The following is a 23,875-nucleotide window of genomic DNA, read 5'->3' as shown; positions in this document are numbered from 1 at the left end:
GAAGGTCAAGCCTTCCGCCGACGCAAAATATCCCCGTATACAGCAAGCAAGATGACCAGGCCGACGACTACCGTCTGCCATTCCTGAGGCACCGACAAGATGCGCAGTCCATTGGTCAGCACGCTCATGATCAGAGCCCCGATGACGGTGCCGACGATCGTCCCTTTGCCACCGCTCAGCGAAGTGCCGCCGATGACGACTGCCGCGATCGCTTCCAGCTCATAACCCATACCAAGCGACGGCTGCGCCGAATTCAATCGGGAGGCCATCAATATGCCGGCAATGCCTGTGAATAAACCGGTCATGGTATAGATAGCCACCTTCCAGTTCTTCACATTTACTCCCGACAGGCGCGTCGCTTCCTCATTGCTGCCGATCGCAAAGTTGTAACGGCCGATAATCGTGCGAGACAGGATGATACTGCCGACGATTGCAGCCAGGAAGAAGATCAGCACCGCATTAGGAATGTTAAAGCCGGGAATGAGCGTGCCGAGCAGCGAGCCTTGGGAGATCCTCATAAAATCGGGCGTGTTCGTAAAATAAATCGGCCTCGTGCCCGAGATGACGAGCGCCAGCCCTTTGGCGATCATCATCATCGCCAAGGTCGCGATGAAGGGAGGGACGCCCAGCCGAGCGATCGCCATTCCAGAGATGAAACCGCATACACATCCAGTCAGCAAACCGCCGACAATTCCGACCCCAATCGGCAATCCCCACATCGTGATGAATACGCCCGTCATCACAGAGCTTAACGTCATGACGGTGCCGACCGACAGGTCGATCCCGCCAGAGACGATCACAAAGGTCGAGCCAAGCGCCAGCACGCCAATGACTGCCGTGGAGAGCAAGATGCCCACCAGGTTCGAAAAATGAAAGAAATTGCTTGAGGCAATGGAGAAGAAGGCAACCAACAAAATCAAACTGCCAAAAGCCAAAAGCTGCTGCAAGCCCGATTTGAACACAAACTTTGAGTTAGCGGGCGCAATCGCCGTATCCCTCATAGGCCTCCTGCCTCCTTGTGCCCGCCTTTATACAATTCGTTTTGTAGCATAGTTCATAATCCTTTCCTGAGACGCATGCTCATCATTCATCAGCTCGCCTGTAATTCGGCCCTCGCACATGACCAGAATTCGGTGACTGAGGCGCAACACCTCCGGCAGCTCCGAGCTGATCATAATGATCGATTTGCCCTCCGCAGCCAGACGCTCGAGCAGCCGGTAGATTTCGCTTTTGGCGCCGACATCGATGCCGCGCGTCGGCTCATCGAAGATCAGGATCTCGCAATCCCGGGTCAGCCATTTGCCGATAATCACCTTCTGCTGATTGCCTCCCGACAGATACTTCACCTGCTGTCCGATGCCTGGCGTCTTGACCTTCAACTCTTCTACCCTCTGTTCAGCCGCTTCGGCGATCCGCTTGTCATTCATAAACAAGGCGCGGGCGAAGCTGCTCATGCTCGCAAGCGCCAGGTTCGTCTTGACATCCATTTCCAGCAGACAGCCAAAATGCTTGCGGTCCTCCGACAAATAGCCGATCCCGCCCTTGACTGCCTGATGCGGGCTCGTAGTCTGCAGCTTGCGCCCATTCACCAAGATCTCGCCTGCATCGATCCGATCGGCGCCGAAGATCGCCCGCGCCAGCTCCGTGCGGCCTGCGCCTACCAGTCCGGCCACCCCGAGGATCTCGCCTTTGCGCAGGCTGAAGCTGATATCGTGCAGCTTGCCCTTGCGCGTCAAGCCGTTCACCTGCAGCACAGGCGCCGCCTGCTCCGCTTGCTTGCGCTCCGGCCGGCTCGGCTGGTAGATCTCCCTGCCGACCATCATAGCGATGATCTGATCCATGTCGACTTCCGCAGTCGGCACCGTATCGATATAAGCGCCGTCTCGCATGACGGTAATCCGGTCGGTGATGCGCTTCAGCTCCCCCATCCGATGGGAGATGTAGACGATTGCGACGCCCTTGCTCTTCAACTGCTCGATCATGCGGAACAACTCGTCGATCTCGGAGTCGCTGAGGGAGGCTGTCGGCTCATCCATGACGAGCACCTGCGATTCATACGAGATCGCTTTCATAATTTCGACCATTTGCTGCTTCGCCACCGTCAATTGTGCGATCGGGGTAGCGGGAGCGATATCGAGGCGCATTTGCCGGAGCAACGCTTTGGTCCGGTTGTTCATCTCCTTGTCGTCTACGAACATGGGCAATGCTTTTCGCGGCTCCCTGCCGATAAAAATGTTTTGGGCGACCGTTAAGTCCTTGGCCAGATTCAGCTCCTGATGGATCATCGCGATGCCGAGCCTCTGAGCCATTCGCGTATCCGCGATGCGGACTTCCTGGCCTTTGTAGACGATCCTCCCTTCATCCATGCGGTATACACCGGTCAATATTTTCATCAGTGTGGATTTGCCGGCGCCGTTCTCTCCGACAAGCGCATGCACCTCGCCCGACTTGAGATCGAAGCGCCCCTGTTTCAAGGCATGCACGCCGGCGAAGCGTTTCTCGATCCCTTCCATACGGACAACCCATTGCTCCATACTGTATCACCCCCTATATGAATCCACTGTTCCGGTGGTGATTCAACTATACATCATCATATTTTTTACTAACATGTGATTTTATTCTATAAAAGTGGAATACATTTCGAAGTTTGCACCTGCTCAATCATTAACAAACGGAAAAAGCAGCTTTTGATTTTCTTCTTCGTACATATTTTGCTTAGTGATCAGCAAGGAGCCGGTATCGATCGTATCGGGCACCTTTTTTCCTTGTACAGCCTCCAATGCCGTCTTGACGCTCAAGTATCCCATCTGAAAAGGGCGCTGGATGACTGTCGCCTTCATCGCCCCTTCGTCCAGCAATTTGATCTCATTGACCGAGCTGTCAAAGCCGATCAAAACCACGCGCTCCTTTAGCCCAAGCTCCTGGATCGCCCGTCCGGCTCCGACCGTTGTCGGCTCGTTTAACCCGATAATACCAACGACCGCCTGGTCTGACTTCAGAATCTCCAATGCCTTGAGATACGCATTTTCCTCCGACCCTTCGACGTAGTAAGCTTCCACCCTGTTCTCCGGCATTTCCTCCAGCACGGCGCGAACCCCTTTTTCGCGATCAATATGGGAGGCGGCGTTTTTCACATAGCTTAATATGACGATGCTGGCAGGCCTGGCCAGCTCCTGCTCCATCGCTTCGCCAGCCTTCCGGCCTGCAATGACGTTATCCGTCGCAACTACGCTATGAGGCGCATCCGAGTTAATGCCCGAATCGACGATGATCAGCTTGATCCCGCTAGCCCTTGCTCGATCCGCCGCAGGCACCAGCCTGTCGAAGTCGTTGGCGGCCAATACGATCGCATCTGGCTGCTCCTCGATCGCTTGCTCTACCAGCGCGATTTGCGCCTCCACATCGGTCTCCGACCGGGAGCCTGTTACCTGGAGCTGCACGCCGAACTCCTCGGCTGCCTCATAGACGCCGTCGATCAGTACTTGCCAAAATTCGCTCGAAGCCGCATCGGACTTGATAATGACAGTGATTCGGACCGCTTCCTGCTGCGAGAGCCCTGCTGCGTAATAGGACAAGCTCGCCACAGCGACAAGCAACAGAGCTATCGCTGCAAGGGCTCGTGTATATTTCCAGCTCATCGGTTAGCTCCCCCCGCTTGCGGTACAGGCTCTGGCGGCTGCGATGTCAGCTGCTTCGGGAAGCGGATATATACCGCTGTGCCTTCGCCCGGCGTACTCTCGAATCGGAGACCGTATTGCGGGCCATAGTACAGCTTGAGCCGACCGTGGACGTTGCCGACGCCTACGCCCCGGCCATCCTTGGTTGCTCTCCCGGAGCGCTCCAGCAGCGTCGACACGTGAGCCGGCTCCATGCCGCAGCCGTTATCCGCGACGATGATCACGACGTCGGTCTTCGTTTCCTCGGACTTGATCGTGATCAGACCGGGCCCGCGTTTCATTTTGATGCCATGATAGATCGCATTCTCGACGATCGGCTGCAGGATCAGCTTGATCGTCATATAGTTGCGGACAGATTCGCTGATTTGGATTTCGTAGTCCAGTTTGTTTTTGTAGCGCATCTTCTGGATTTTCAGATAGTTGGTGATGTGCTCCAGCTCGATGTGGATCGTTACCAGCTCCTCGCCATTGCTGATCGACGCACGGAACAGCTTCGCCAGCGCAGAGGTCATCAGGACCACCTCATCCGATTTCTTGCTTTCGGCCATCCAGATGATCGAGTCCAACGTATTGTACAGGAAGTGCGGATTGATCTGCGCCTGCAACGCGCGGATCTCGGTGGTGCGCTTCAGCTCCTGATCCTGCACGACTTGGGCCATCAGCTCCTTGATTTTGCCGACCATCATATTGAAGGCGCGGGCCAGACGGCCGATTTCTATCGTCGTCGGCACCGGCACCTGGATGTCGAAGTTGCCCTTCTCCACTTCCTTCATATAGCTCTGCAATTGCTTGAGCGGCTGCCCGATCCGTCGGGACACAATAAACGAAATAATAACCGCAAGGACAATGCAAACGAGGCCCAGCACGATAAACGACAACCTCATCTCATCGAGATTGCCGACCAGCTCGTTCATGTAAGCGACCCCTACAATTTTCCAGCCAAAGCCGGAATCCTGTACGGTGTACATCTTTAATCTGTCCCCCTCGCCACTCGTAAAGGAGCCGTTGTTCACCTGGAGCACCCTCGTGATCTCCTCGGTCTTCAGATTGCTGTAGATCAGCTGCTGCTGCGGATGATAGACAATCTTGCCCTCGGCATCAATGATGAAGAGATACCCCTGCTGCCCTAGCCGGATATCCTGCAGCATATTGTTCATGACGCTGAAATTAAGATCGATGAGGAAAATGCCCAGCCTCGTACCGTCGCTCCGGCTCCTGAGCTCCGTGCTTAGGGAGACGACCCACGGGTAACGATCCTTGAATACCGGCTGGACATGCGAAGAGGATATAACGTAGGCGCCGCCTTCTTCCTGGGCATTGCGGTACCAATTGAGCTGTTTATAATCTACATAGGGATTAAGCTCCAGAGACGGGTGTCCCGTGGCAAAGCGCCCGTTGTAGCCAAACACACTGACGGACGAAATATCTTCTCGTGATACGGCCATCGACTCCAGGAACATCGCAACAGCCATCCGGCCATGATATGCCTCGCCTTCGGTCTGATATCCCGACGGCGCAAGATATTGCTGCACATACGGATTGCCGTCCACCATGTCGGTGATGTACTTCATGCCATTGACGTACGCTTTGATGTTCGTGTTCACCTGCTTCACCAGCTCGGTGGTATAGGCCTTGGCATTGGCCTGCGCCGCATCCTGGGACAGCATGTACGAGACGCCGATCATGATCAGCACCATCGTCAGGATGAGCAGCACGAAGGCAAGCGCCATGTTCGTCTGCATGCTGCGAAAGCGAAGGAAGGCCGGCGGCTTCATCATTGACGCGCCGCCATCTTGCCCCGGTATTCCTTGGGGGTGCAGCCTACGGCTTTTTTGAAGGCGCTGCTAAAGTACTGCGGGTCCTTGTAGCCGACGGCATAAGCGATCTCATAGCTTCGCATCTGCGTCAGCTTGAGCAGCTCCTTGGCCTTTTCCATGCGCTCCTCGATTACATATTCGACGAACGTTTTGCCGGTGACCGACTTGAACATCGTGCTGAAATAGCTGGTGCTGATCGCCACATGCCGACATACGATCTTGAGTGATAACTCCGGGTCCATATAATGCGTCTGGACATAAGCCATCGCCTTGGCAACCTGCTGCATGCTATGAGCCTCCCGTGTATTGCGGATCAGCGTCATTGCTTGCTCGCACAACGACCTCACCCAACGCTCCATGTCCGCCAGTGTAGCTAGCCGCTTGATCTCCTCTAGCGGTGCCGCAGCATCGCCAAATGTCCGATCGATGTCGCTTCCCATCTCGTACAACGTGTGCATCAGCGAGAGCGTAAATCGTTGCAAATAGAGGGTGCATACATCAATCGGGAACCGCTGCTCTCGAAAGGCCGCAATCAATCGGTCGACCCACTCCGCCATCTCCTGCGGCGCCCCGGTCTTTAATCTAGTGATCAGCTCATTCTCCCACCTGACGACAGACAGCAGCTGCGGCCGCGCGTCTTGCTCCATATCCGTAATGCGTATGATACTGCCGCTGCCTGCGGCAAACCGGTAATCCAGCGCCGACAGGGCGGTCCTGTGGATGAGACCGAGGTTATCCTCTTCCCTGTATACATGCCCGATGCCGATGGAGCACTTCAAGGGCAAGTAATCGGCGAGCGCGCGATGGATCTCCTCGGCTGCCCGGCCCGCCCGCTCCCGCAGTTCCTCCTGCTCGGGGGAGGTCATAATGACCAAGATGCGATTTTCGCGATCCCGATACGTTTCCACGCCAGCATAGGGCTTCAATACCTCCTGCGTGATATTGTAGATGGCAAATCGGAACAACGCATCATCCGAAGAGGATAACGGCTCATGCACGGCCCATTCGTCCACATCGATCGCCAATTCGATAAACCAGGGGCCGCTCCAACGCAGCCCATAATACGTACACCCTTCCCGCATCTGCTGTGCCGTCATAGAGGAGGCGACCATACGTTCCAGATAACGCTCCTTGAGCAGCGGCATGCTCTCGTGCAAGCGTCGCTTCAATCTCTCATAGTCGCGTTTTTGGGTATGCTCCTGATCCAGTTGCCCGCCAAGCCGACGCATAATCGTCTCCATCTCGGCAGCGGTGACCGGCTTCAGGATATAATCGGTTACCTTCATCTGAACAGCTTGACGGGCATACTCAAAATCATCGTACCCGGTCAGGATGACGACCTTGACATCCGGGTAACGCATCGAAAGCTCATGCGTCAGCTCGATGCCGTCCATAAAAGGCATGCCGATATCGGTCAGGACGACATCCGGCTGCTCGCGCTCGATAAACGCAAGCGCCTCGACGCCATCCTCGCAGGCGCCTATGCACACAAACCCCATCTTCTCCCAGTCCATCTGTTCCCGGATCGCTTCGCAGACCAAGGCCTCGTCATCGACAATTAGCAGCTTATGCATCCACCCGTCACCTCGCCGTCGATATAAAACGCTTTCAATTATGAACGCGCCTCATTCAAGAAAAGTATAAGCCTCTGCTGCGGTCGCGAATAGCGACTATTCTCCAAAGTTCATTGAATATTGTCTTGTCTTGGTGTTCCTGAAGGAAGAAAGATCAAACCCAGTACCTGAGCGGTACTGGGTTATTCACTTTGAAGTGGGTAGACACGCTAGTCAGACGCCAGAGCCAGCATCCTCAAAATCAAGACGACCGCCTCGGCGCGAGTCGTGTTCGCTGCGGGCACAAACTGGTTGTTGCCCCTACCGTTGACCAGACCAGCTTCGGCTGCCGCAGCCACATATGGCTGCGCCCACGCTCCAATGCTGTCGGTATCGGCGAAGCTTGGCTGCGCGCCTTCGTCAAGCGTCAGATCCAATGCCCGCACGACCATAGCGACCATCTCGGTGCGGTTAATTAAGCTGTGCGGACGGAAGGTGCCATCCTCGTATCCGGTAATAACGCCCGCCGCCTGCGCTTCGGCGATCGACGGCTTAGCCCAGTCCGGGATTGCCTCCTGATCGGCGAAATCGGTCGCTGCAACGCCTGAAGGCGGCAGCTCCATCGCCCGGGCGATCATCGCGATAAACTCCGCTCGGGTGACAGCGTTTTGCGGTCGGAAGGTGCCGTCGGGATACCCGTTCACGAAGCCAAGTCCGGCTGCCCGCTCGATCTCTTGCTTCGCCCAGTGACCGTCAAGGTCAGTGAAGACGACCGCCGGTTTCTTGGCAACCGGTGTGACGCTAAGCTTGGCATTCGTTACATGATTCGTAGCCGTCAAGTCGCTTTTCACCAGCTCTACTTCGGTAAGAGCGACAGCGGCCGGTTCTGTGCTTGTCCCTGTAGCTTCAAACGTAATCGTAGCCAAAATCACTTTGCCGCTTTCGCCGGCCACCTTGCCAACCTTCGTATGGGCAAATACAAGGTCGCCGCCCTTCGGCTCGAGCGGCACGGAGAAGCCCGGCACCTTGGTTTCCGCTTTGACATAACGAAGCTGGCTTGTATCGAAGGTCAGGTTTATCTCATAGCCATACATATCGGTCAAGCGGTCTCCGGTTACAGTAACCTGGAACGTCTGTCCGATGGCCGGGCTATCATTGTCCACAGTCAGGGAAAAGGAAGCCTCCTCCGCATATGCTAGAGAAGGAAGGAGCGAGAAGGACAGCATTAGCGTTAACCATAGGTGCATGATTTTTCGTCTCATTGTCGGAACCATCCTTTTTGTAGGTTAGAGGAACGGAGGTCGGCAGGAGCCGACCTCCGGGTGGGGCGGGTTACTCGGACAACCAGTTTTCGACGATCATTCGGGCCACTGCCGACAGCTCCCGAATTGTAATTTCTCCGCTGCCGAACAGGTCGGCCTTTTCGACCTTGCTCCAGTTCGGATCGGTGGATTTGGTGCCATAGTATTTCGCCAAGTACGACAGGTCGAGGATGGTGACTGCGCTCTGACCCGGTACGAGGGTGATGATGCCAGAAGCGAAGGCCGTTACGGCTTCCTTCAACGTCGTCACGGCCTGATTCACCGTAGACTGCGAAGCGGAGCCGTCATTTCTCACAGCCTCTGCCTGCTGTACTGCTGCTCTGAGCGTCTGGACGGCGCTGGAGGCGTACTGACCGACCTTGTTGCCTTCAACGACGCTGTCCAGCTTCGCTTTCGCCGCTTCGATCGCTTTGATCAGCTCCGACTTGTCGATGCTCGGATCGGCGATGACGCTGCTACGGAACGTCGCGATCGCTTGGCCCAGCGCCGTGATCGCTTGGGCGATATCATTCTCAGTAGCGCTCGGATTAGCCAGGACGTTGGTCGCCACTTGGATCGCAGCTTGCAGCTTCGCTTTGGAGCCGACCGGATATTGTCCAGGCAACGAGCCCTCGGTCGACGTACGCAGCAGTTCTTGCGCTTGCTCGATGACGGCAGCCAGCGCTGCGCCATCAGTCAGTCTCACCTGCATATCCAGGACAGCATACTGGGTGTTGATATTGCGGGCGTTGGCTTGCGCAGTGACTACGAAGTCAGACAGCGACACGCTCGTAGCTCCTGCAGCAGCGCTGCTCGACGCATGGCCATTCAGCACGAACAGCTCGCCGCTCTCTTGGTACAGTCCGCCCTTCGTCGAAGCGATGACGAGGATCTTGCCTGTGCTCGGCTTGACGGCTGTAGCCAGGATGTTCAAGCCAGGACTCACTTCGGTGATCGCGCCTTCTGCCAGGCTGACGATACCGCTATCGTCGGTTACGGTCTGGTACTCGATTTTCGCTGGATCGTAATTGACTTCCACGGACAACGCGTCGATCCCGCTGACCAGATTGTCGATACCGACGGACAGCTGAACCGGATGTCCTGTGACGACCGTAGACGGACCGTCAAGCTCGGCATTTTCCTCCAGGTCCACCGTACGCATTTCTTTGACGATGACGTTATCGACCAAGCCGGATCTTGTATTGCCGTAGAATTCGAAGCTCAGATGTCCCTTGCCCCGCTCGATGGCATTGTTGCTGATCGCGCCGGACATCGTCGCTTGCGTCGGCTCCTCGCTGCCTCTTGGCCAGATCTTCGCTTGCAGCTGACTGCCGTCCATGACGATCTTGGCGGTATACCAGCCTTCCCGCTGGATCGCTGTACTGCCGCCAGACAGTTGAGAGACGAGATTGTTGTTCACATGCTCAAGGATTCGCAGATTCGGATTGAAGCCAGGACCGATCGCCAATTCAAAGCCGTTGCGATTGGACAGATTGGCCGGAACGTTGCGATCCGTCGTCCGGAAGTAGATATAGAAGCCTTGATCATTCGTCCCCGAATTGACGTTGAAGTCAAAGGTCAGCTCCATATCGCCAAAGGTCTCGACCGTCTGGGCTCTAACGTTGCTGCCCCCGGTTGGCGCGAAGCGGAGCGCTTTGTCCTCGGTTACGGATACCTGATTGTTTTGGCCCTGCCATTTGGCAGTGTCCAACGTACCTGTGCCTGCAGCATACGCGTTAAAATCTTCCCGGAACACTTCGACAAGCTGCTTGGTATCGAGCAGCCGCAGTCCCTTCGTTGCGTTGCGCAGCGCATAGTAGGCGCTGTCTGCTGCGTCTTGCCCGATCGCAGGATTGGAAGCGGCCGTTTTCGCTTCGTTTAATGCCCGTGCAAAGGCATTCCAGGTCGATCTTGTGTACAACTCGGCTTGCTTGGTATTGGCGTCTTCGATCAAGGCGCTCAGCAGCGCTTTGTCAACGGTCGGGTCTACCGGCGCCGTCTCGCTGACGACGACGCGGGCATGCGACTGGCCGAGCACTTGACCGTCCTCCGCCAGCACATAGATGACATACGGCCCCGGCAGCATCGGCGCCTTCATCCCGAGCGCGTCGCCCGAGGCGACCGTCTCGTCGTCTCCGCCGTCGAAATGCCCGCCGCTCGACGAAGAGATCCATACCTTCTTGGTCGCGTCGTCCAGATCATAAGCGAATCTGACGGTCCCGCCCGGCGCTACCGTCACGTCAGCCTGGAGCAGCTTGTTGGCCTCCGATACAGTCGTCGTGAACTTGATCGTCGTCTCCGACGTCGCAGCGCGCACGACCAGCGTCCAATTGCCTGCGGTGCTAATCTCGTAAGCATCCGCTACAGTCGTGCCGTTCAGCGTAAAGGTGTATTCGGCGTTTAAGGTCAGCTTAAGCGGCTGCGCCTTGGACACCTCGTAGCTTTTGCCGTCCTCCACATTGGTTGGCGGCTCGCTCGCATCGACATAAGCCGTATACTTGGAGGTCGCTGTAGCTCTACCGTCGGCATAGACGATGTACAGCTTGTATTGTCCTGCGGCAGCTGGCGTGCTGATGCTTGTCGCGTTGCCGGCTGCTTTGGTCATCGTTGGACCTTCCTTGAAGGTCGTTGTGTTCGCAGGCGCGAGCCACACCGTATCCTCTGCCTTGAGCAGACCTCTGCGGCTGACCTTCTCGCCGCCGACGCTGACGATGACGTTCGACGCCAGCTCGAACTCGGTATCGGCGATCAGGCTTCTCGGGATCATGTGCGTATACTCGTTTTTCAGACCCGAGTTCAACACGATCGCATTGCCCTCTACCGGCCAGATGCGCGCTTCGCTTTTGTAGTTGTCATACGTAATTCTTGGCGCGCCATTCTGGTTGTTGTTGCCGTCAACGTAGCCGTTGGTGGCGATCATATCGCTTTTGCGCTTCCAGTTGTTAAATTCGAACAGTCGGCTTTGTCCGGGAGCATGCGACAGCTTCGACTGTACGACGTTGCCGATCATCTTGATGAAGGTGCTGCCCTCGTCCGGATGGAAGCCGTTGGTCCAATTGTTGGAGGTCGTCGGCTTGCCTGTCGGATTCGGGTCCAGGAAGTTGTAGTTCATCTCGGTATAGTTCGTCCAGTTGTCTGGATGCCAGTTGCTGCTCTTGTCGGTGACCGGGTTGTTGGTCAGCGTGCTGATCGAGTCCCATGTGCCGCCGTTCGGCAGCGTGCCGGGATCGCCCTGGCGTCCGAGGGAGTAGATCGCGCCGGAGTCGTTGACGACCGTACAGATTTCCTCGACCCGGTTATAGCTGATCTTGTTATTTCTGGACGTTGTCGTGATCTCTGGAGACCTGGCGAGACTCGTCTCGTGCGTGCCATGGTAGGGACCGCCAGTCTTGTTGGTGCCTTGGGCGGTAAAGCCGAACCCATCGTACTCGTCCCAGCCCCAGCCGATGCTCATCGCGCCATACGTCGAATCATAGAAGTAGTTGTGCAGCACCTGCATGTTCGTCGTGTAGAAGGAGGCAAGCGAGTTGGCCCCCGGGAATCCGTAACAGTTTCTGAACAAGAAGTTATTCGTAATGTAGATGTTTTCCGGGACGGCTTCCGTACCCGATTTGAATTTCTCTTTATCCACTCCGGCCCAATTTTTAATTGGCGTGCCCGAGACCGAAACTCTCGATTCATGTACATCCGGCTTGTCGTTTTCGTAAATATGATGCGGATGGCCGATGACGACGCCGGAAGCCAATGTATCCGCAATGTAGTTGCCCGTTACCTCGATGTCCTTGACATCGTTTTCGATATGGATGCCATTAAAGCCGGTCAGCATGATCTCTCCGTCGAGCACCTTGATATGTCTGGCCGCATTGATCATAATCGCTGCTGGCGGGATATCATAGCCCCGGTAGAACGTCTCATGCCAGTTGATGCTGCTGGGGAAATACACCGTGTTGACGATCGAGCCCTGAACAGACGCATAGCCGCGGGAGCTGCTCGTCACTTTGCCCGTGCCGTCGCTAAGGGTGTACGTGCCCGTCAGCTCGAACAGCTTGTAGTCGGTATGGGCGAACTTCAGCCCCTTGAATGTCACGTGATGGACGCGTCCATCATCCGAGCCTGCTACAGGGTTCAAGCGGTCGCCTACCGGGATGCCCCGGATATCGAGGACCGTCTCCAGCTTAGGGATGACCACGTCGGCTTTATTGATATCCTCGCCCTCGAGCGGGATGTAGTACAGCGTACTCTCCGCCTGGTCGAAATAGAAATCACCGCGCTTGTTGAAAAACTCGAACGCATTGCGGATCACCTGATTGTTGCCTGGATTGTATTGCGTGTTATTGCTTAACGACTGCGAGATTGCCCCGTACGGCATCTGGAAGCGGAGCATAACGCCGCCCGGCTTGCCGCTTGCTTCCGGCGCTTTCTCGATCGACGCGAAGGTGACGAACGGTCTCGCCCATCTGGCCGTGGAGCCGCCGACGCTTTCGGCTTCGATGTTTTGCGGGTTTTTGGTGTCGGCCTTCAGTCCTACGCTGGCATCGAATACGATCCCCGCGCGGATGTTGCTGCCGTCCCGCCACGCCCAATCGTTATCAGCGGAGGAGAAGCTGACGGTAGGCGTCCCGTTGACGGTTCGGTTGGCCGAAGCGACAGGCGCGCTCAGCGTCATGCTGGCAATCTTGTCGTTGACGTAGATCGCGCGCAGCTTGTCGTCCCGCTTCAGCGTTGTTTTGTACGCTTTCAAGCCGCCCGTCTGGGTAAGACCCACCGCTTCGGTCCATACGCCCTTGTCCAGCATTTCGCCAGCGCTGACCACGGGCTTCGCTCCCGGAGCCGCTTCGTAGCGGATCGTGCTGCTAGCGCTGCCGGAGTCCTCCTTGCTGAACACCAGTGTCTCATCTAGCGAATAAAAGCCGTCTGCAATTTGTACGACGATGTCGCCGTCTGTTTTTGGCAGCGTTCTCACAACTTCCTTTGCTTTGCCAATCGTCTTGTACGGCTTGGCTTGTGTGCCGTCGCCCGTGTTATCGTCGCCTGTCGTCGCCACATAGATTGTTTTGCTTACCGGATTGCTCGTCGTGTTGCTCGTTGTCTCGCCGGTCGCTTGGTCAGCCGCAGCTGCCGCTGCCGTCAGTGGCAGCATGGAAAAGACCAGCATCAAGCTCATCATCCACAGAAATGCTTTTTTCCTCACGCTCATATAACCTCCTTGGATAAGGTAAAATCTAAAGCAGCGAAAAAGAAGCCTACGGTCACGGGATCGATCTTTCGATCGCTGTTGTCCCCAGATTCGATTCCGTGCCTCTTCGGCCGTTTTTCTCTTTTAATCAGATTTTAAGCGCTTTCACAAGCGCGCTGCTTCTACATGCCCGATCACCTCCACAATCGAAAATCAACCCTCGCTATTTCAGAATGGCTCCTGCCGTCAAGGCGTTCTCGATCTTCTCGTTGCCGATCATGTAGATCATCATCGTCGGCAGACTTGTCATCAGCATCGCTGCCCCGATCAGCCCCCAGTGGGACACGCCGACACTGACGAAAAAGCTGTGCAAGCCTACCGTCAGCGGCCGGAATTGGTCTCTGGCTCCCAAGATGAAGGCTAGCGGGAATTCGTTCCACACCCGCATGAAGATGAGGACGGTCTGCGTCATCAGCGCCGGCATGACGATCGGCAGGATAATCCGGAAGAACGCTTGGTATACATTGGTGCCATCGATACAAGCCGCCTCCTCCAGCTCCTTGGGCAACGACCGTAGGAAGGCATAGAGCATGAGCACGCAGGCTGCCAGCGAGAAGCCGGTATAAGGCAGGATCAACGCAAAATGCGTATCATTGATATGGAGCGACTTGACCAATTGAAACAACGGAATGACGACCACCTCAATCGGCACGATCAACCCCAGAGAGACGTAGAAAAGCATCATGCCGTTCAGCTTCCACGACATCCGGCTCAAGCAGTAGGCAAGCATCGTCCCTGCAAGCAGCGTAATGGCGATCGTGCCGCCGGTGTAGATGAAGCTGTTTTTGAAGTACAGCACAAAATCGTATTTGGTCAATACCTCGGAGAAGTTTTGCCATTCCCAGGTCTGAGGCAAGCCAAACTGATTTTCATACGCCTCCGATTTGGACTTCAAGGAGGTCGTGATCATCCAGTAAAACGGGAACAAAAAGGTGCAGCCGATAATAACCCAAAAGATGCGCAAAAAATAGTTCACTGTCCCATGCCTCCTAGAACTCTACTTTTTCTCGGGCGACGAAGCGTTGAATCAGGAAGGAAATCAGAAGACATTGCGCAATAAAAATGACGGCAATGGCAGTTCCCTTGCCAAATTGAGACGTATCAAAAGCCGTGTAATACATCTGATAGATGACGGTTCTTGATAAATCGCCTGGACCGCCAGCCGTCATCACCCGAACATGGGCGTAGAAGGCCATCGAGCCTAAAGTTGAGAGAATGAGGACATATTTGATCACATCCTGCAGCAACGGGATCGTGATGCGCATGTTCACTTGAAAAGGAGTGGCGCCATCGATCAAGGCCGCCTCATAATAATTTTTGGGGATCGTCTTGATCCCGGTATACAACAGGATCGCGTTCAAGCCGATGTACTGCCACAGGAACGTCAGGCCGATGCTGACCATCACCGTGTTCGAGTTGGTCAGCCAGGAGCGAGTCAGGCTCTCTAGGCCGACACCTCTGAGGATGGTGTTGAACAACCCCCAGTTGGGCTCGTAGAAGGCCACCCAGATTTGAGAGATAACGATGACCGAGAGGATCGCCGGGAACATCGCAGCGGTCTTGAAAAACCTGCGCAACCTCGGGGTCTGGGCATCGATAAAAAGTGCCAATATCATGGAAAGCGGCAGCCCGATCAACAGCGACATGCCGACGATTAAATACGTATTTTTGTGAGCCACCCAAAATGACGATTGCTGGATGACGCTCCAGTAATTATCGAGTCCGACGAACCCCTGGTTCTGAAAGCCGTTATGATTATGAAAGCTCATCCATAATTGCGGCAGCAGCGGATACACACAAAACAGAGTAAATAGTATGAGAGCGGGAGCAGCAAAGACGGTTATCGACAGCTTGGTACTGAAGTACTTATTCATAAGTCACTCTCCACCATCCATAGTTCTATCGCAGGCGTGGACCCGCCAGACAAGCGCCCGGCGGGGACCACCTGATCTCTATTGCATAACGCCGAACGATTGATTAATCAAACCATGTATTGGCTTCCCACTCCTGGTTCATCACTTTGATAAAGTCGGCTGCCGGATATTCGCCCGTCAGCAGTCTGGCGCCTTGCGTTGACATCTCCGAGGACATCCGCGCATCCAGCGAATTGAGAGCCATCGAAGGAATCATCACTTCTGCCGCATTGTACCAAGTCAAAAATTTCTCCATCAGTGGATCCAGATCCGATACCGTGTTGCCGGTCTCTAGCGCGATCGCAGACCCAACAGATTCGAAGTACAACGCATCCTGCATTGCCAGGAACTCGGCCAGTTGGACCGCTTCATCGGGGTGGGCTGTTTTGGCGCTGACAGCATAGCCATTCAAAGGCGAGCCCCAGAATTGCACGACTTTATTCTGATCATAAGCCGGGCCTGCGCTCGGGAACGGGAAGAAATCGACACCTTCGATTTTCGCCATATTCGGCAACTCCCATGTGAACATCCACAGCATCGCTGACCGCTTCGACGTGAACATCTCCATCGCTGGACCATAGTCGAGGTTGGCGATGCCTTCTGCGAAGACGCCTTCCTTAACCAGACGTTCCATCCGTTCAACCCCTGCAATGACAGCTGGATCATTGAAGTCTGTCTCATTGTTGACCAGCTTGCTCATCGCCTCGGGATCTGCGATCTGAACCATCTGCTGCAGCATGAACAGCTTCGGTGCCCAACCGTCCTTGCCCGGCGTCGCCACAGGCACGATGCCGTTATCCTTCAGCTTCTTCGACACCTCGATCAGCTCATCGAAGGTTTGCGGCACCTCCGCGCCTGCTTGCTCGAACAGATCTTTATGATAAAAGATAACCGGCGTAAAATACGTATCCGCGCCAGAGGCAATGCTGTAAATCTTGCCGTCAAAATGCTCTAAGGCTTCAGGCACTTTATATTTGTTCAAAAAACCGTCTTCGCTGATGTAAGGCTTCAAATCCATAATATTGCCTGCCTGGTTCAAGGAGGTAAAGAAACCGGCATCGTTCCAGAAGACATCCGGCATATCTCCAGAAGCATTATAGGTTTTGATCTTATTGGCCATATCCTCGCCACCGCCGCCTGGCTCGAACTCCACCTCCAGGTTGGGGAACGCTTCGGCCAGATTCGGTTTAATAAACTGGTCCATAATGTTGTTTCGGTTTTCATCCGTCGTGAGGGTCATGACACGAAGCTTGATTTTTTCCTCCTTCGTTTTCCCCTCATTGGTCTTCTCTGTTGTGCCCGTCGAAGGCGTGGACGAGTTCGAAGGCGAAGGTGAAGGCGAATTGTTGGATGAACAAGCGGCTCCAGTCACCATAGTGCAAGCCAGCAGAGTCGTTAAAATCAGTTTGCGATTGGATTTCAAGGTTCCGACCTCCCGTTATTTTTGTAGGATGATTGCCGCATACAGTAAGCGTTACCATCTACATGCTTTATTTTAGCGAGCCGCCCCGTCCACTTACAGAGACGATTCTAGGGGAGGGAGGAATATTGTCGGTACTTGCTTGCCCATTATCCTTTGCCAATGTTGGCGATATATTTGCTAGGCGTAATCCCCGCATACTTCTTGAAGCATTTTCCAAAATAATTGGCGTCAGAATACCCGACCCGGTTCGCTACGTCCTGGACGATGATATAGCCCTGATCGAAAAGCGCCTTGGCCTTTTGCATTCGGACCTGGGTCAAGTAATCATTGATCGTCGTGGCGGTTTCTTTTTTGAACACATAGCAAAGGTGGGTATAATTCATATGAACGCCTCTGGCAATATCCTCAATCCGCAGCTCTTCATTACGATAATGGGTCTGGATAAAGCACTGTACCTCCGCCACTATGATCGCTGAGCGGCTTGATTTTTTGGTATGCACATGCTCCATCATGTTATGGATCAGGCTCCGTATCCACGCCTCAAATTCGCTAAAGGAATCCATCCGTTCGATAAGTCCTTGCAGATCAGGCTCGGCTTGCGCATGGACGATGTTGTGGATATCTGGAGCGACCTCCTCAAGAAACTCCATGCAGGTCGAATAGATTTCAAAGCCGGCTACGAGCAGCATGTCCAAGGACGCTTGAGTTGCACGGGCATGACTAAAAAACTCGCTCAGCCATGCCTCTACCTCAGATGCATTGCCGGTTCTCATACTTTTCAAAAAGCTGCTTCTCTTGTCCATCGAATACAAGCTGACCTTCAACGCGGAACGCGTCACCTGGACATACCCGATCAGCTCCTGCCTGGCATGCCTCTCCTGGTTGATCACATCCTTGATTTCGTTTAACGAATGTTGGATTTCTTCCGTATCGATTGGCTTCAACACATAGTTAAACACGCCTAGCTGGATGGCCTGTTTAGCATACGTAAATTCGCTATGCCCAGTAAGCAAGATGAATTTAGCGTTATAACCTGCCGATCTGGCTTCTGCAATAAAGGTTAAGCCGTCCATAATCGGCATATTGATGTCGACCATAATGATGTCCGGGTGCAGAATTTTCATCTGCTCGAGCGCATCCTCGCCATTTTTCGCTTCCCCTATGAGCTGCAGCTCCAGCTCGGCCCACGGCAAAGATACTTTTAACGCTTGACGGAAATAATACTCGTCATCAACAATAAGCACTTTATACATGACCCTGCCCCTTTCTCCTATAGCTCTATGAGCGGAAGACGAACGGTAACTTTCGTATATGAGCCGGAGACGCTTTCGACGTCCAGTCCAAATGGCTCCCCGTACAGCATTTTGATGCGTCGGTTCACACTGCGAGCCCCGAAGCTTGCCTTTTGCCGGTCCTCCACTGCGGGCTGCAACAGGTGATCGATCTGCTGTTGGTTCATCCCGACGCCGTTATCCTGCACCTCGATGATGATCTGACCATTGTCCAGATAACCGACGACTCGCAATTCCCCTTTCTCCTTTTTCCATTTGAGTCCGTGGTAGATCGCGTTCTCCACGAGCGGCTGGAGCATCAGCTTGGGGGTGGCATAGCGCAAAATCTCTTCGTCGATCGCCATGCTGTAATCCATATACTCCACATAGCGCAGCTTCTGGATTTCCAGATAGCTCTCCGTTAATTTCATTTCCTCCCGGATGGAGATGACATCGTTGCCCCTGCTCAAAGAGATATTGTAAAAGTCCGCCATATACTTGGCTACGGCCATCGCTTCGGTCTTCATATCCAGCTTGATGAGCGAGATGATCGTCTCGACCGTGTTGTACAGGAAGTGAGGCTTTACTTGCGATTGAAGCAGCTTGAATTCAATTTCGCCTTTCGTTCGTTCCTCCTCTGCAATCTTGGCCACCAGCGCCTCGATACGGTCCATCAGACTATTGAAGCCGTCGCTTAGATGTCCGATTTCATCCGTAGATTTGTATGTGCTGCGAACATTCATATGTCCGTTTCGGATTTTCCGCATCGTATTGGCAAGGATAAGCAACGGCTTCGTAATCGAACGGGACAGGAAAAAAGAAATCCCCAGCGCAAATACGAGACATAAGATACCAGTGCGAATAATAAGCGCATTGATCTCCTTATTTTCCGCCGTGATTACCTCGAGTGGAATCACGCTAATAATCGTCCAGCTTAGCGGTTCAAACCGCTGCGTAGATACGAGCAGCTTGCCCTGACCCTTGCCGAGGATGAAGCTCAGCTCGCCTTCATCGAGACGAGGAAGGGAAATCGCAGTCATTTCCGTAAAGTTTTGATACAGAAACGACTTGTTTCGAGATGAAATGATACGATTTGTATCATCCAAGACATAGAATTCCCCGCCCTGGTAGTTTAAACTGTTTTCGTAAATCGCCGCAATGGCTGATTCTTTGATATAAAGCGCGACCATGCCGATCGTTTTTCCCAGTTCCTTGTGCACGACTGCTTTGGATACAGCGAAGACATTGCTCTCTGATGCATCGTAGCGGAATCTAAAAGGGACCAGTCCCGTCCAGATGGGTTGATTGTTATTGGCGAGCTCCATTGCTGTCGGCTCCGCACCGAACACTTGCGTCGCGTAGCGATTGTCTCCATAACCGGCATCTGCCCACTGCATGCGGGACGACAATACACTGGCCGCTTTGACGATCGTATTGGGCTCCACGAAGTTGCTGATGATCTCCGAGATTTTTGTACTCATCATTAAGCTTTCCAGTCCGCCCTCCGACTTCTCCATGGACATGTCCTTGTACAATACCTCCTGCAGACGATAATCCGTCGCCAGCATTTTCGAGTAATCCTCGACATAGGTGATCAACGTCTCGATGTTATTGTTGATGAGGACAAGCTCACGCAATGAATTGTTCATCGCTTTGTCGATGATTGCTTTTTGAGAGACGCTATTCGAAAAAAAAGCGATGACGGCAATTAAAATCCCTACGATAATGATAATGGTCGCGAAAATTTTATTTTTTATCGAGATGCTTTTAAAGTAATTCATCCCTAAAAACCCCTCTTCCCCCTGCTGCGATTCTGATATTTTATTAATCAAACGCTTTCATTTCGACAATGAACATTCGACATGATAAGCGATTATTCCTGCTTGAGGGTTTTCTTACTAGATTTCTTTGCGCTACATAGATCGCCATTTGGATGCGGGGAGGAGCAGCTTGAGCTTGGTTCAGCACCATACTATGAAGAGCGACAGAAGTACTTGCATGATGAGGCTTCTATGATTGAGTGGGCGACAGAAAAGGGCATGGTTGCTGGGGAACAAAAGAAAGCCATTCAGATTGCCAAAAATATGCTTGAATTAGGATTGGAAGTTGAGGTCGTTGCAAAAGCAAGTGGTCTCTCTAAAGCAGAGGTTGAATCACTGAAGCCAGTGAACTAACCGGACTGTCTAACGCACAAGGCTGCATGAGGATCGGCCTCACGCAGCCTTTTTTCTATCTCACGCCTTAGCACAAACAAAGGCCGGATAGTGATAAATGTAAAAATACATTTATTTGCGGCGAAACGGGGGAGAAACAGGTAAATAAATGCAAATGCGCACTTAAATGAAGCGGATTCGCCTGACGGTGTATCTTTTCTCAAAAACAACTGCACTTTTGCATTAAAATCCTGATTGCACGCGCTTTGGAGCATAATTAGAGGTATTATTGCAGTTAAGCAATGCCAGCGACCTCATGAGAATCGCTCCTACACAGGCCTACTAGACCTCTACAGGCTCGATTACTTCAAACAAAAACGGCTTGTTGTTCAAGTAGGCCTTGATGTATGCCTGAGCGTACTTTTGCTCCTCGATCAGGCTGGCGGCCTCCCGTGGATTGGAGGCGTGGTGACAATAGTTTTCGATCATGAACATAATGAGAAAGCAGGGCAACTGTTGCGCATAGTCCGACTCCAGCCTTCTAATGCTCTTATAGCCTTGAATGAAAAACCATCGATGTTTCGGCCATAGCTCGAGGACAGCTCCTGCCAGGTCGTAGAGATAATACCCGTAGCCGCATCTGCCGAAATCAATCGGATACGGCTCCTCCTCCTGAAACACCACATTCCCGAGATGCAAATCGGCATGAATCAGCCCATAGTTATGCTCGTTGGGCTGCATAGCGGCAAGCTCGGACATGACCTTGCGGATTGCAGCCTGATACAGCATCCATCCCTCATCAGACAAGAAGCGTTCATAATATTGCTCCAACTTGGCAATCTCTCGATAAAAACTGTCGAGCCCCCAGTTGGGTCTTGCAAATTCGGAAGGCGGAGTGAATGTACGGGCTGCTGCATGCAACTTAGCCATCAACACCCCCATGTTATAGGCAGAGCGATCTGTAAGCTCGCCCTGGACATGCTCGCCCTCTACCCACCGCATCATCGTCACGTAAGGAGATTTATACCCCGCTTCCGTTTCGATCTCCAATATATCGAGCCCCTCCCGATTGACTATCCCTTCCGGGACGTTCAGCTCCTGCGATGCGTTCAAGGACTGGAGCCACAACAGCTCGGACCGTATCTCCTCACGGCTCAGTCGATCGGAATGAATGCGAAGCAAGTAATGAGGGGCGGTATCGCACTCAATTTTGTAAGTGATGGTATCGGATAGCTGGATGAACTGAATGCCCTTCCACTCCACATCGAACGCTTGAAGCGCCTTCAGAGCCCCTTGCCTGGCTCGCGCTAATAGCGCACGCCGTTCCACTTCGGTATCGAATCTGAAAAAACCCCGCATATGCTGTTATCCTCCTGCACCTTTCATTCGGCACGACCTCCTGCCACATCTATTTTATCGATAGCAGACCGCTGATTATAGGGAATAAACGGTTCAAACGATAGTGTACCTAAACAACTCGCACTAAAGCACAGCTCGTTCCCCGCCTCTATACATTGCGACTTCTGTAGCCGCCGGGCGTCATCCCGACGACCTTCTTGAACACCCGGTTAAAAGATACCGCATGCATATAACCTACCTGAGCCGCAATGTCGGGAATCAAATCATCCGTAGATTCCAACAGACGTTTGGCCTGCTCGACTCTGACGTCGGTCAAATAATTGACAAAATTAATCCCAAGCTGTTCTTTGAAAATAAAGCTGATGTACTTGGGATTGGTCTGAAAGACCTCTCCCAAATGCGTTAGCGAAATATCCGGGTTCGTGTAATGCTCGTCGATATACCTGCGTATCTGTTCGACGATGGGCGCGTATTGCCTGGCTTCCCGGGACGCTCTCGTGTCGTCTTCAAAGGAGCCTCCTGCATGTAACGGCGCTTGCCGCGCATCCTGAACGATCTGCTCATAGACCAGGACCTGATTCACGTCCGTTATCATTTTGTTCTCCAGCGCTTCCTCCGCCTGCCCGCAGGTCGCCAGGATATCCTCGGACGACTTCACGCAGGAGCCTAGACCGATCGTTACCGTGTACTTCAAGTGATGCTGCACCCACTCGCGATAACGCTCCAGCATGTCGAGTACAACAGAGCTAAGCGCCGGGTCATCGTCAAGGAACAAAATCCCCATCCGGCTCCCCTCCAGCCACTCCACCCAGATCGGGAGCTTCGCGGAGGCGGCCAGCTCTATCGCAACATTGCCCATGGCAAACTTCAGCAGATTCTTGTCGCGTTGGGGATAGTCCGCATACAATCGGGAGTCCTGATCGATGTCCGCCACCGCCATTCGAAAGCCATGCGATCCCGGAGCCAGATGAAGCTGCTCCATTTCCTTGCGCCACGCCTCGGTGGATACGATACGATGGCCGCGCAGCACATCATGAAAAAATACGCGTCTGCGCAGCGTCACATCCTCTTCGTGCGTCTTCTCATAATCCAGCGATTGCTGAACGAGATTGTCGATAGCCGCCTCAATGATCTGCAATTCATGACTGCCTGTCCGTGGCGGACCGTCTTCCTTGAGCACCGTCGCCGCCTGGAGTCGATTCATAATCGAACCGATCGGCCTGTCATTCATTCGGATCGCGAATATGAACCAGAGCGTCCCTGCGACAATCGTGAGCAAGCCCACGGATACCATAGTAATCATACTCATATCTAAATAGTCGGCGAATGAAAAAGGAGCGCTGCCGCTGCGAATGATCCAGCCGGTGTAACTCGATTGAAGCTCCGTCAGCACCTTCAGGCTGCGCTCTGGCGACTGAGGGTTAAACGCTGTCCCGTTCGTATCGTACAATTCGACCAGACTCGCAGCATCATCCGAGCCGGGGCGAAGGATTTGCTCCAGAGCGGAGGTTTTGACATTGACGACGAGCAGACCCAGCTCCCCGTTGGTGAAGGGTACGCCTTTGACCAGCGACACGACCCGCTCCGTTTTTTCCTGGAAGGAAGGCTCGCGATACATACGGGGATTCGTCCATCGCCCGCTTTCCGTACGCTCCATCTGCTCCTGTAGAAAGTCAACATCGGTAAAGGCGGAGAGCGGGACATGAAGGCTATTGGTCAGTACCCTATCGTCTGCTGTCCGATAGAGGTAGACCGAATGGATAAACGGATTGAGCATCGTCCAACTGCGTATCGTCTCCGATGCCTCGCTCTCTTCGAGGTCGTTGCCGGCATAGAAGTAACGAAGCAATGGAGCGTTGCTGTTCAGCTCCTTTATGACTAGCTTGTCGATCTCCTGCAGGGAGTAATCTACCAGCTGCAGCAGACGCTCGGTCGCCAGCGCGTTGACCTGCTCTGTAGAATGCCTGGCCATCTCGGCGAGCGAGAAAAAGGCCGTGTACGCCAGAAACGAAATGATGAGCATAACTATCGGCACATAAGTAATCAGTTGTCTTACTAACCAGCGTTGGTTCATCGGAATCGCCTCTTTAGGTTGAGTTGCTCAGCACTTCCTTGCTATCCATGAAATCCAATCGAACAATGCCTAGCGCATTCGTGCTTGCATTGTTGTAC

At 53.6% G+C, this 23,875-nt stretch carries 14 protein-coding genes and 2 pseudogenes; 1 reads left to right on the top strand and 15 read right to left on the bottom strand.

The window, feature by feature from the left end; all coding sequences use genetic code 11:
* Positions 1 to 5 precede the first annotated feature (5 nt).
* From PA598K_RS25850 to PA598K_RS25790, 13 genes and pseudogenes are all read right to left on the bottom strand, one after another.
* Entirely contained in the window at positions 6 to 1,001 is a 996-nt protein-coding gene (locus PA598K_RS25850) for an ABC transporter permease (protein WP_128659727.1), read from the bottom strand.
* A 27-nt stretch (positions 1,002 to 1,028) separates the two neighbouring features.
* The gene (locus tag PA598K_RS25845) at positions 1,029 to 2,534 is read right to left on the bottom strand and encodes a sugar ABC transporter ATP-binding protein (RefSeq protein WP_128659726.1); all 1,506 of its coding nucleotides are present in this window, start codon (positions 2,532 to 2,534) and stop codon (positions 1,029 to 1,031) included.
* 123 nt (positions 2,535 to 2,657) lie between these two features.
* Entirely contained in the window at positions 2,658 to 3,638 is a 981-nt protein-coding gene (locus PA598K_RS25840; protein WP_128659725.1) for a substrate-binding domain-containing protein, read from the bottom strand.
* Entirely contained in the window at positions 3,635 to 5,455 is a 1,821-nt protein-coding gene (locus tag PA598K_RS25835) for a sensor histidine kinase (RefSeq protein ID WP_260405618.1), read from the bottom strand. The genes PA598K_RS25840 and PA598K_RS25835 overlap by 4 nt, the downstream gene beginning before the upstream one ends.
* The gene (locus tag PA598K_RS25830; RefSeq protein ID WP_128659724.1) at positions 5,452 to 7,068 is read right to left on the bottom strand and encodes a response regulator; all 1,617 of its coding nucleotides are present in this window, start codon (positions 7,066 to 7,068) and stop codon (positions 5,452 to 5,454) included. The genes PA598K_RS25835 and PA598K_RS25830 overlap by 4 nt, the downstream gene beginning before the upstream one ends.
* 209 nt (positions 7,069 to 7,277) lie before the next feature.
* On the bottom strand, positions 7,278 to 8,309 hold the full coding sequence (locus PA598K_RS25825; protein ID WP_260405617.1) for an S-layer homology domain-containing protein: 1,032 nt from the start codon (positions 8,307 to 8,309) through the stop codon (positions 7,278 to 7,280).
* Positions 8,310 to 8,379: 70 nt separating this feature from the next.
* A complete protein-coding gene (locus tag PA598K_RS38230) occupies positions 8,380 to 13,545 on the bottom strand; it encodes a cohesin domain-containing protein (RefSeq protein ID WP_260405616.1) in 5,166 nt (1,721 codons plus the stop codon).
* 202 nt (positions 13,546 to 13,747) lie between these two features.
* A complete protein-coding gene (locus tag PA598K_RS25810) occupies positions 13,748 to 14,560 on the bottom strand; it encodes a carbohydrate ABC transporter permease (protein WP_128659723.1) in 813 nt (270 codons plus the stop codon).
* Between the two features lie 13 nt (positions 14,561 to 14,573).
* Positions 14,574 to 15,458: a carbohydrate ABC transporter permease gene (locus PA598K_RS25805; protein ID WP_128659722.1), complete on the bottom strand. Its 885-nt coding sequence runs from the start codon at positions 15,456 to 15,458 to the stop codon at positions 14,574 to 14,576.
* Between the two features lie 103 nt (positions 15,459 to 15,561).
* Positions 15,562 to 16,920: an ABC transporter substrate-binding protein gene (locus PA598K_RS25800; RefSeq protein WP_260405615.1), complete on the bottom strand. Its 1,359-nt coding sequence runs from the start codon at positions 16,918 to 16,920 to the stop codon at positions 15,562 to 15,564.
* Positions 16,921 to 17,066: 146 nt separating this feature from the next.
* On the bottom strand, positions 17,067 to 17,429 hold the full coding sequence (locus PA598K_RS39060; protein ID WP_376739076.1) for a helix-turn-helix transcriptional regulator: 363 nt from the start codon (positions 17,427 to 17,429) through the stop codon (positions 17,067 to 17,069).
* 408 nt (positions 17,430 to 17,837) lie between these two features.
* Positions 17,838 to 18,173: pseudogene (locus tag PA598K_RS39055) on the bottom strand (response regulator); the annotation flags it as partial.
* Between the two features lie 17 nt (positions 18,174 to 18,190).
* Positions 18,191 to 19,972, bottom strand: coding sequence for a sensor histidine kinase (locus PA598K_RS25790; protein WP_128659720.1), 1,782 nt, complete (start codon positions 19,970 to 19,972; stop codon positions 18,191 to 18,193).
* 192 nt (positions 19,973 to 20,164) lie between these two features.
* Here PA598K_RS25790 and PA598K_RS39225 point away from each other — a divergent pair.
* Positions 20,165 to 20,365: pseudogene (locus tag PA598K_RS39225) on the top strand (Rpn family recombination-promoting nuclease/putative transposase); the annotation flags it as partial.
* Between the two features lie 321 nt (positions 20,366 to 20,686).
* On the opposite strand, the gene PA598K_RS25780 reads toward PA598K_RS39225, so the two are convergent.
* Entirely contained in the window at positions 20,687 to 21,703 is a 1,017-nt protein-coding gene (locus PA598K_RS25780) for a phosphotransferase enzyme family protein (protein WP_128659719.1), read from the bottom strand.
* Positions 21,704 to 21,851: 148 nt separating this feature from the next.
* Positions 21,852 to 23,777 carry a helix-turn-helix transcriptional regulator gene (locus PA598K_RS25775; protein WP_128659718.1) on the bottom strand — a complete coding sequence of 642 codons (1,926 nt, stop codon included), beginning with the start codon at positions 23,775 to 23,777 and terminating at the stop codon, positions 21,852 to 21,854.
* Between the last annotated feature and the right edge of the window lie 98 nt (positions 23,778 to 23,875).

Source organism: Paenibacillus sp. 598K, from assembly GCF_003851045.1.
Lineage (GTDB): Bacteria > Bacillota > Bacilli > Paenibacillales > Paenibacillaceae > Paenibacillus_D.
This window is presented reverse-complemented; position numbering and strand designations above follow the sequence as displayed.

Coding starts and splice junctions, on each gene's coding strand:
- PA598K_RS25850 (WP_128659727.1), bottom strand. CDS start 1,001: ATGAGGGATACGGCGATTGCGCCCGCTAACTCAAAGTTTGTGTTCAAA.
- PA598K_RS25845 (WP_128659726.1), bottom strand. CDS start 2,534: ATGGAGCAATGGGTTGTCCGTATGGAAGGGATCGAGAAACGCTTCGCC.
- PA598K_RS25840 (WP_128659725.1), bottom strand. CDS start 3,638: ATGAGCTGGAAATATACACGAGCCCTTGCAGCGATAGCTCTGTTGCTT.
- PA598K_RS25835 (WP_260405618.1), bottom strand. CDS start 5,455: ATGATGAAGCCGCCGGCCTTCCTTCGCTTTCGCAGCATGCAGACGAAC.
- PA598K_RS25830 (WP_128659724.1), bottom strand. CDS start 7,068: ATGCATAAGCTGCTAATTGTCGATGACGAGGCCTTGGTCTGCGAAGCG.
- PA598K_RS25825 (WP_260405617.1), bottom strand. CDS start 8,309: ATGAGACGAAAAATCATGCACCTATGGTTAACGCTAATGCTGTCCTTC.
- PA598K_RS38230 (WP_260405616.1), bottom strand. CDS start 13,545: ATGAGCGTGAGGAAAAAAGCATTTCTGTGGATGATGAGCTTGATGCTG.
- PA598K_RS25805 (WP_128659722.1), bottom strand. CDS start 15,458: ATGAATAAGTACTTCAGTACCAAGCTGTCGATAACCGTCTTTGCTGCT.
- PA598K_RS39060 (WP_376739076.1), bottom strand. CDS start 17,429: ATGGAGCATGTGCATACCAAAAAATCAAGCCGCTCAGCGATCATAGTG.
- PA598K_RS25790 (WP_128659720.1), bottom strand. CDS start 19,972: ATGAATTACTTTAAAAGCATCTCGATAAAAAATAAAATTTTCGCGACC.
- PA598K_RS25780 (WP_128659719.1), bottom strand. CDS start 21,703: ATGCGGGGTTTTTTCAGATTCGATACCGAAGTGGAACGGCGTGCGCTA.
- PA598K_RS25775 (WP_128659718.1), bottom strand. CDS start 23,777: ATGAACCAACGCTGGTTAGTAAGACAACTGATTACTTATGTGCCGATA.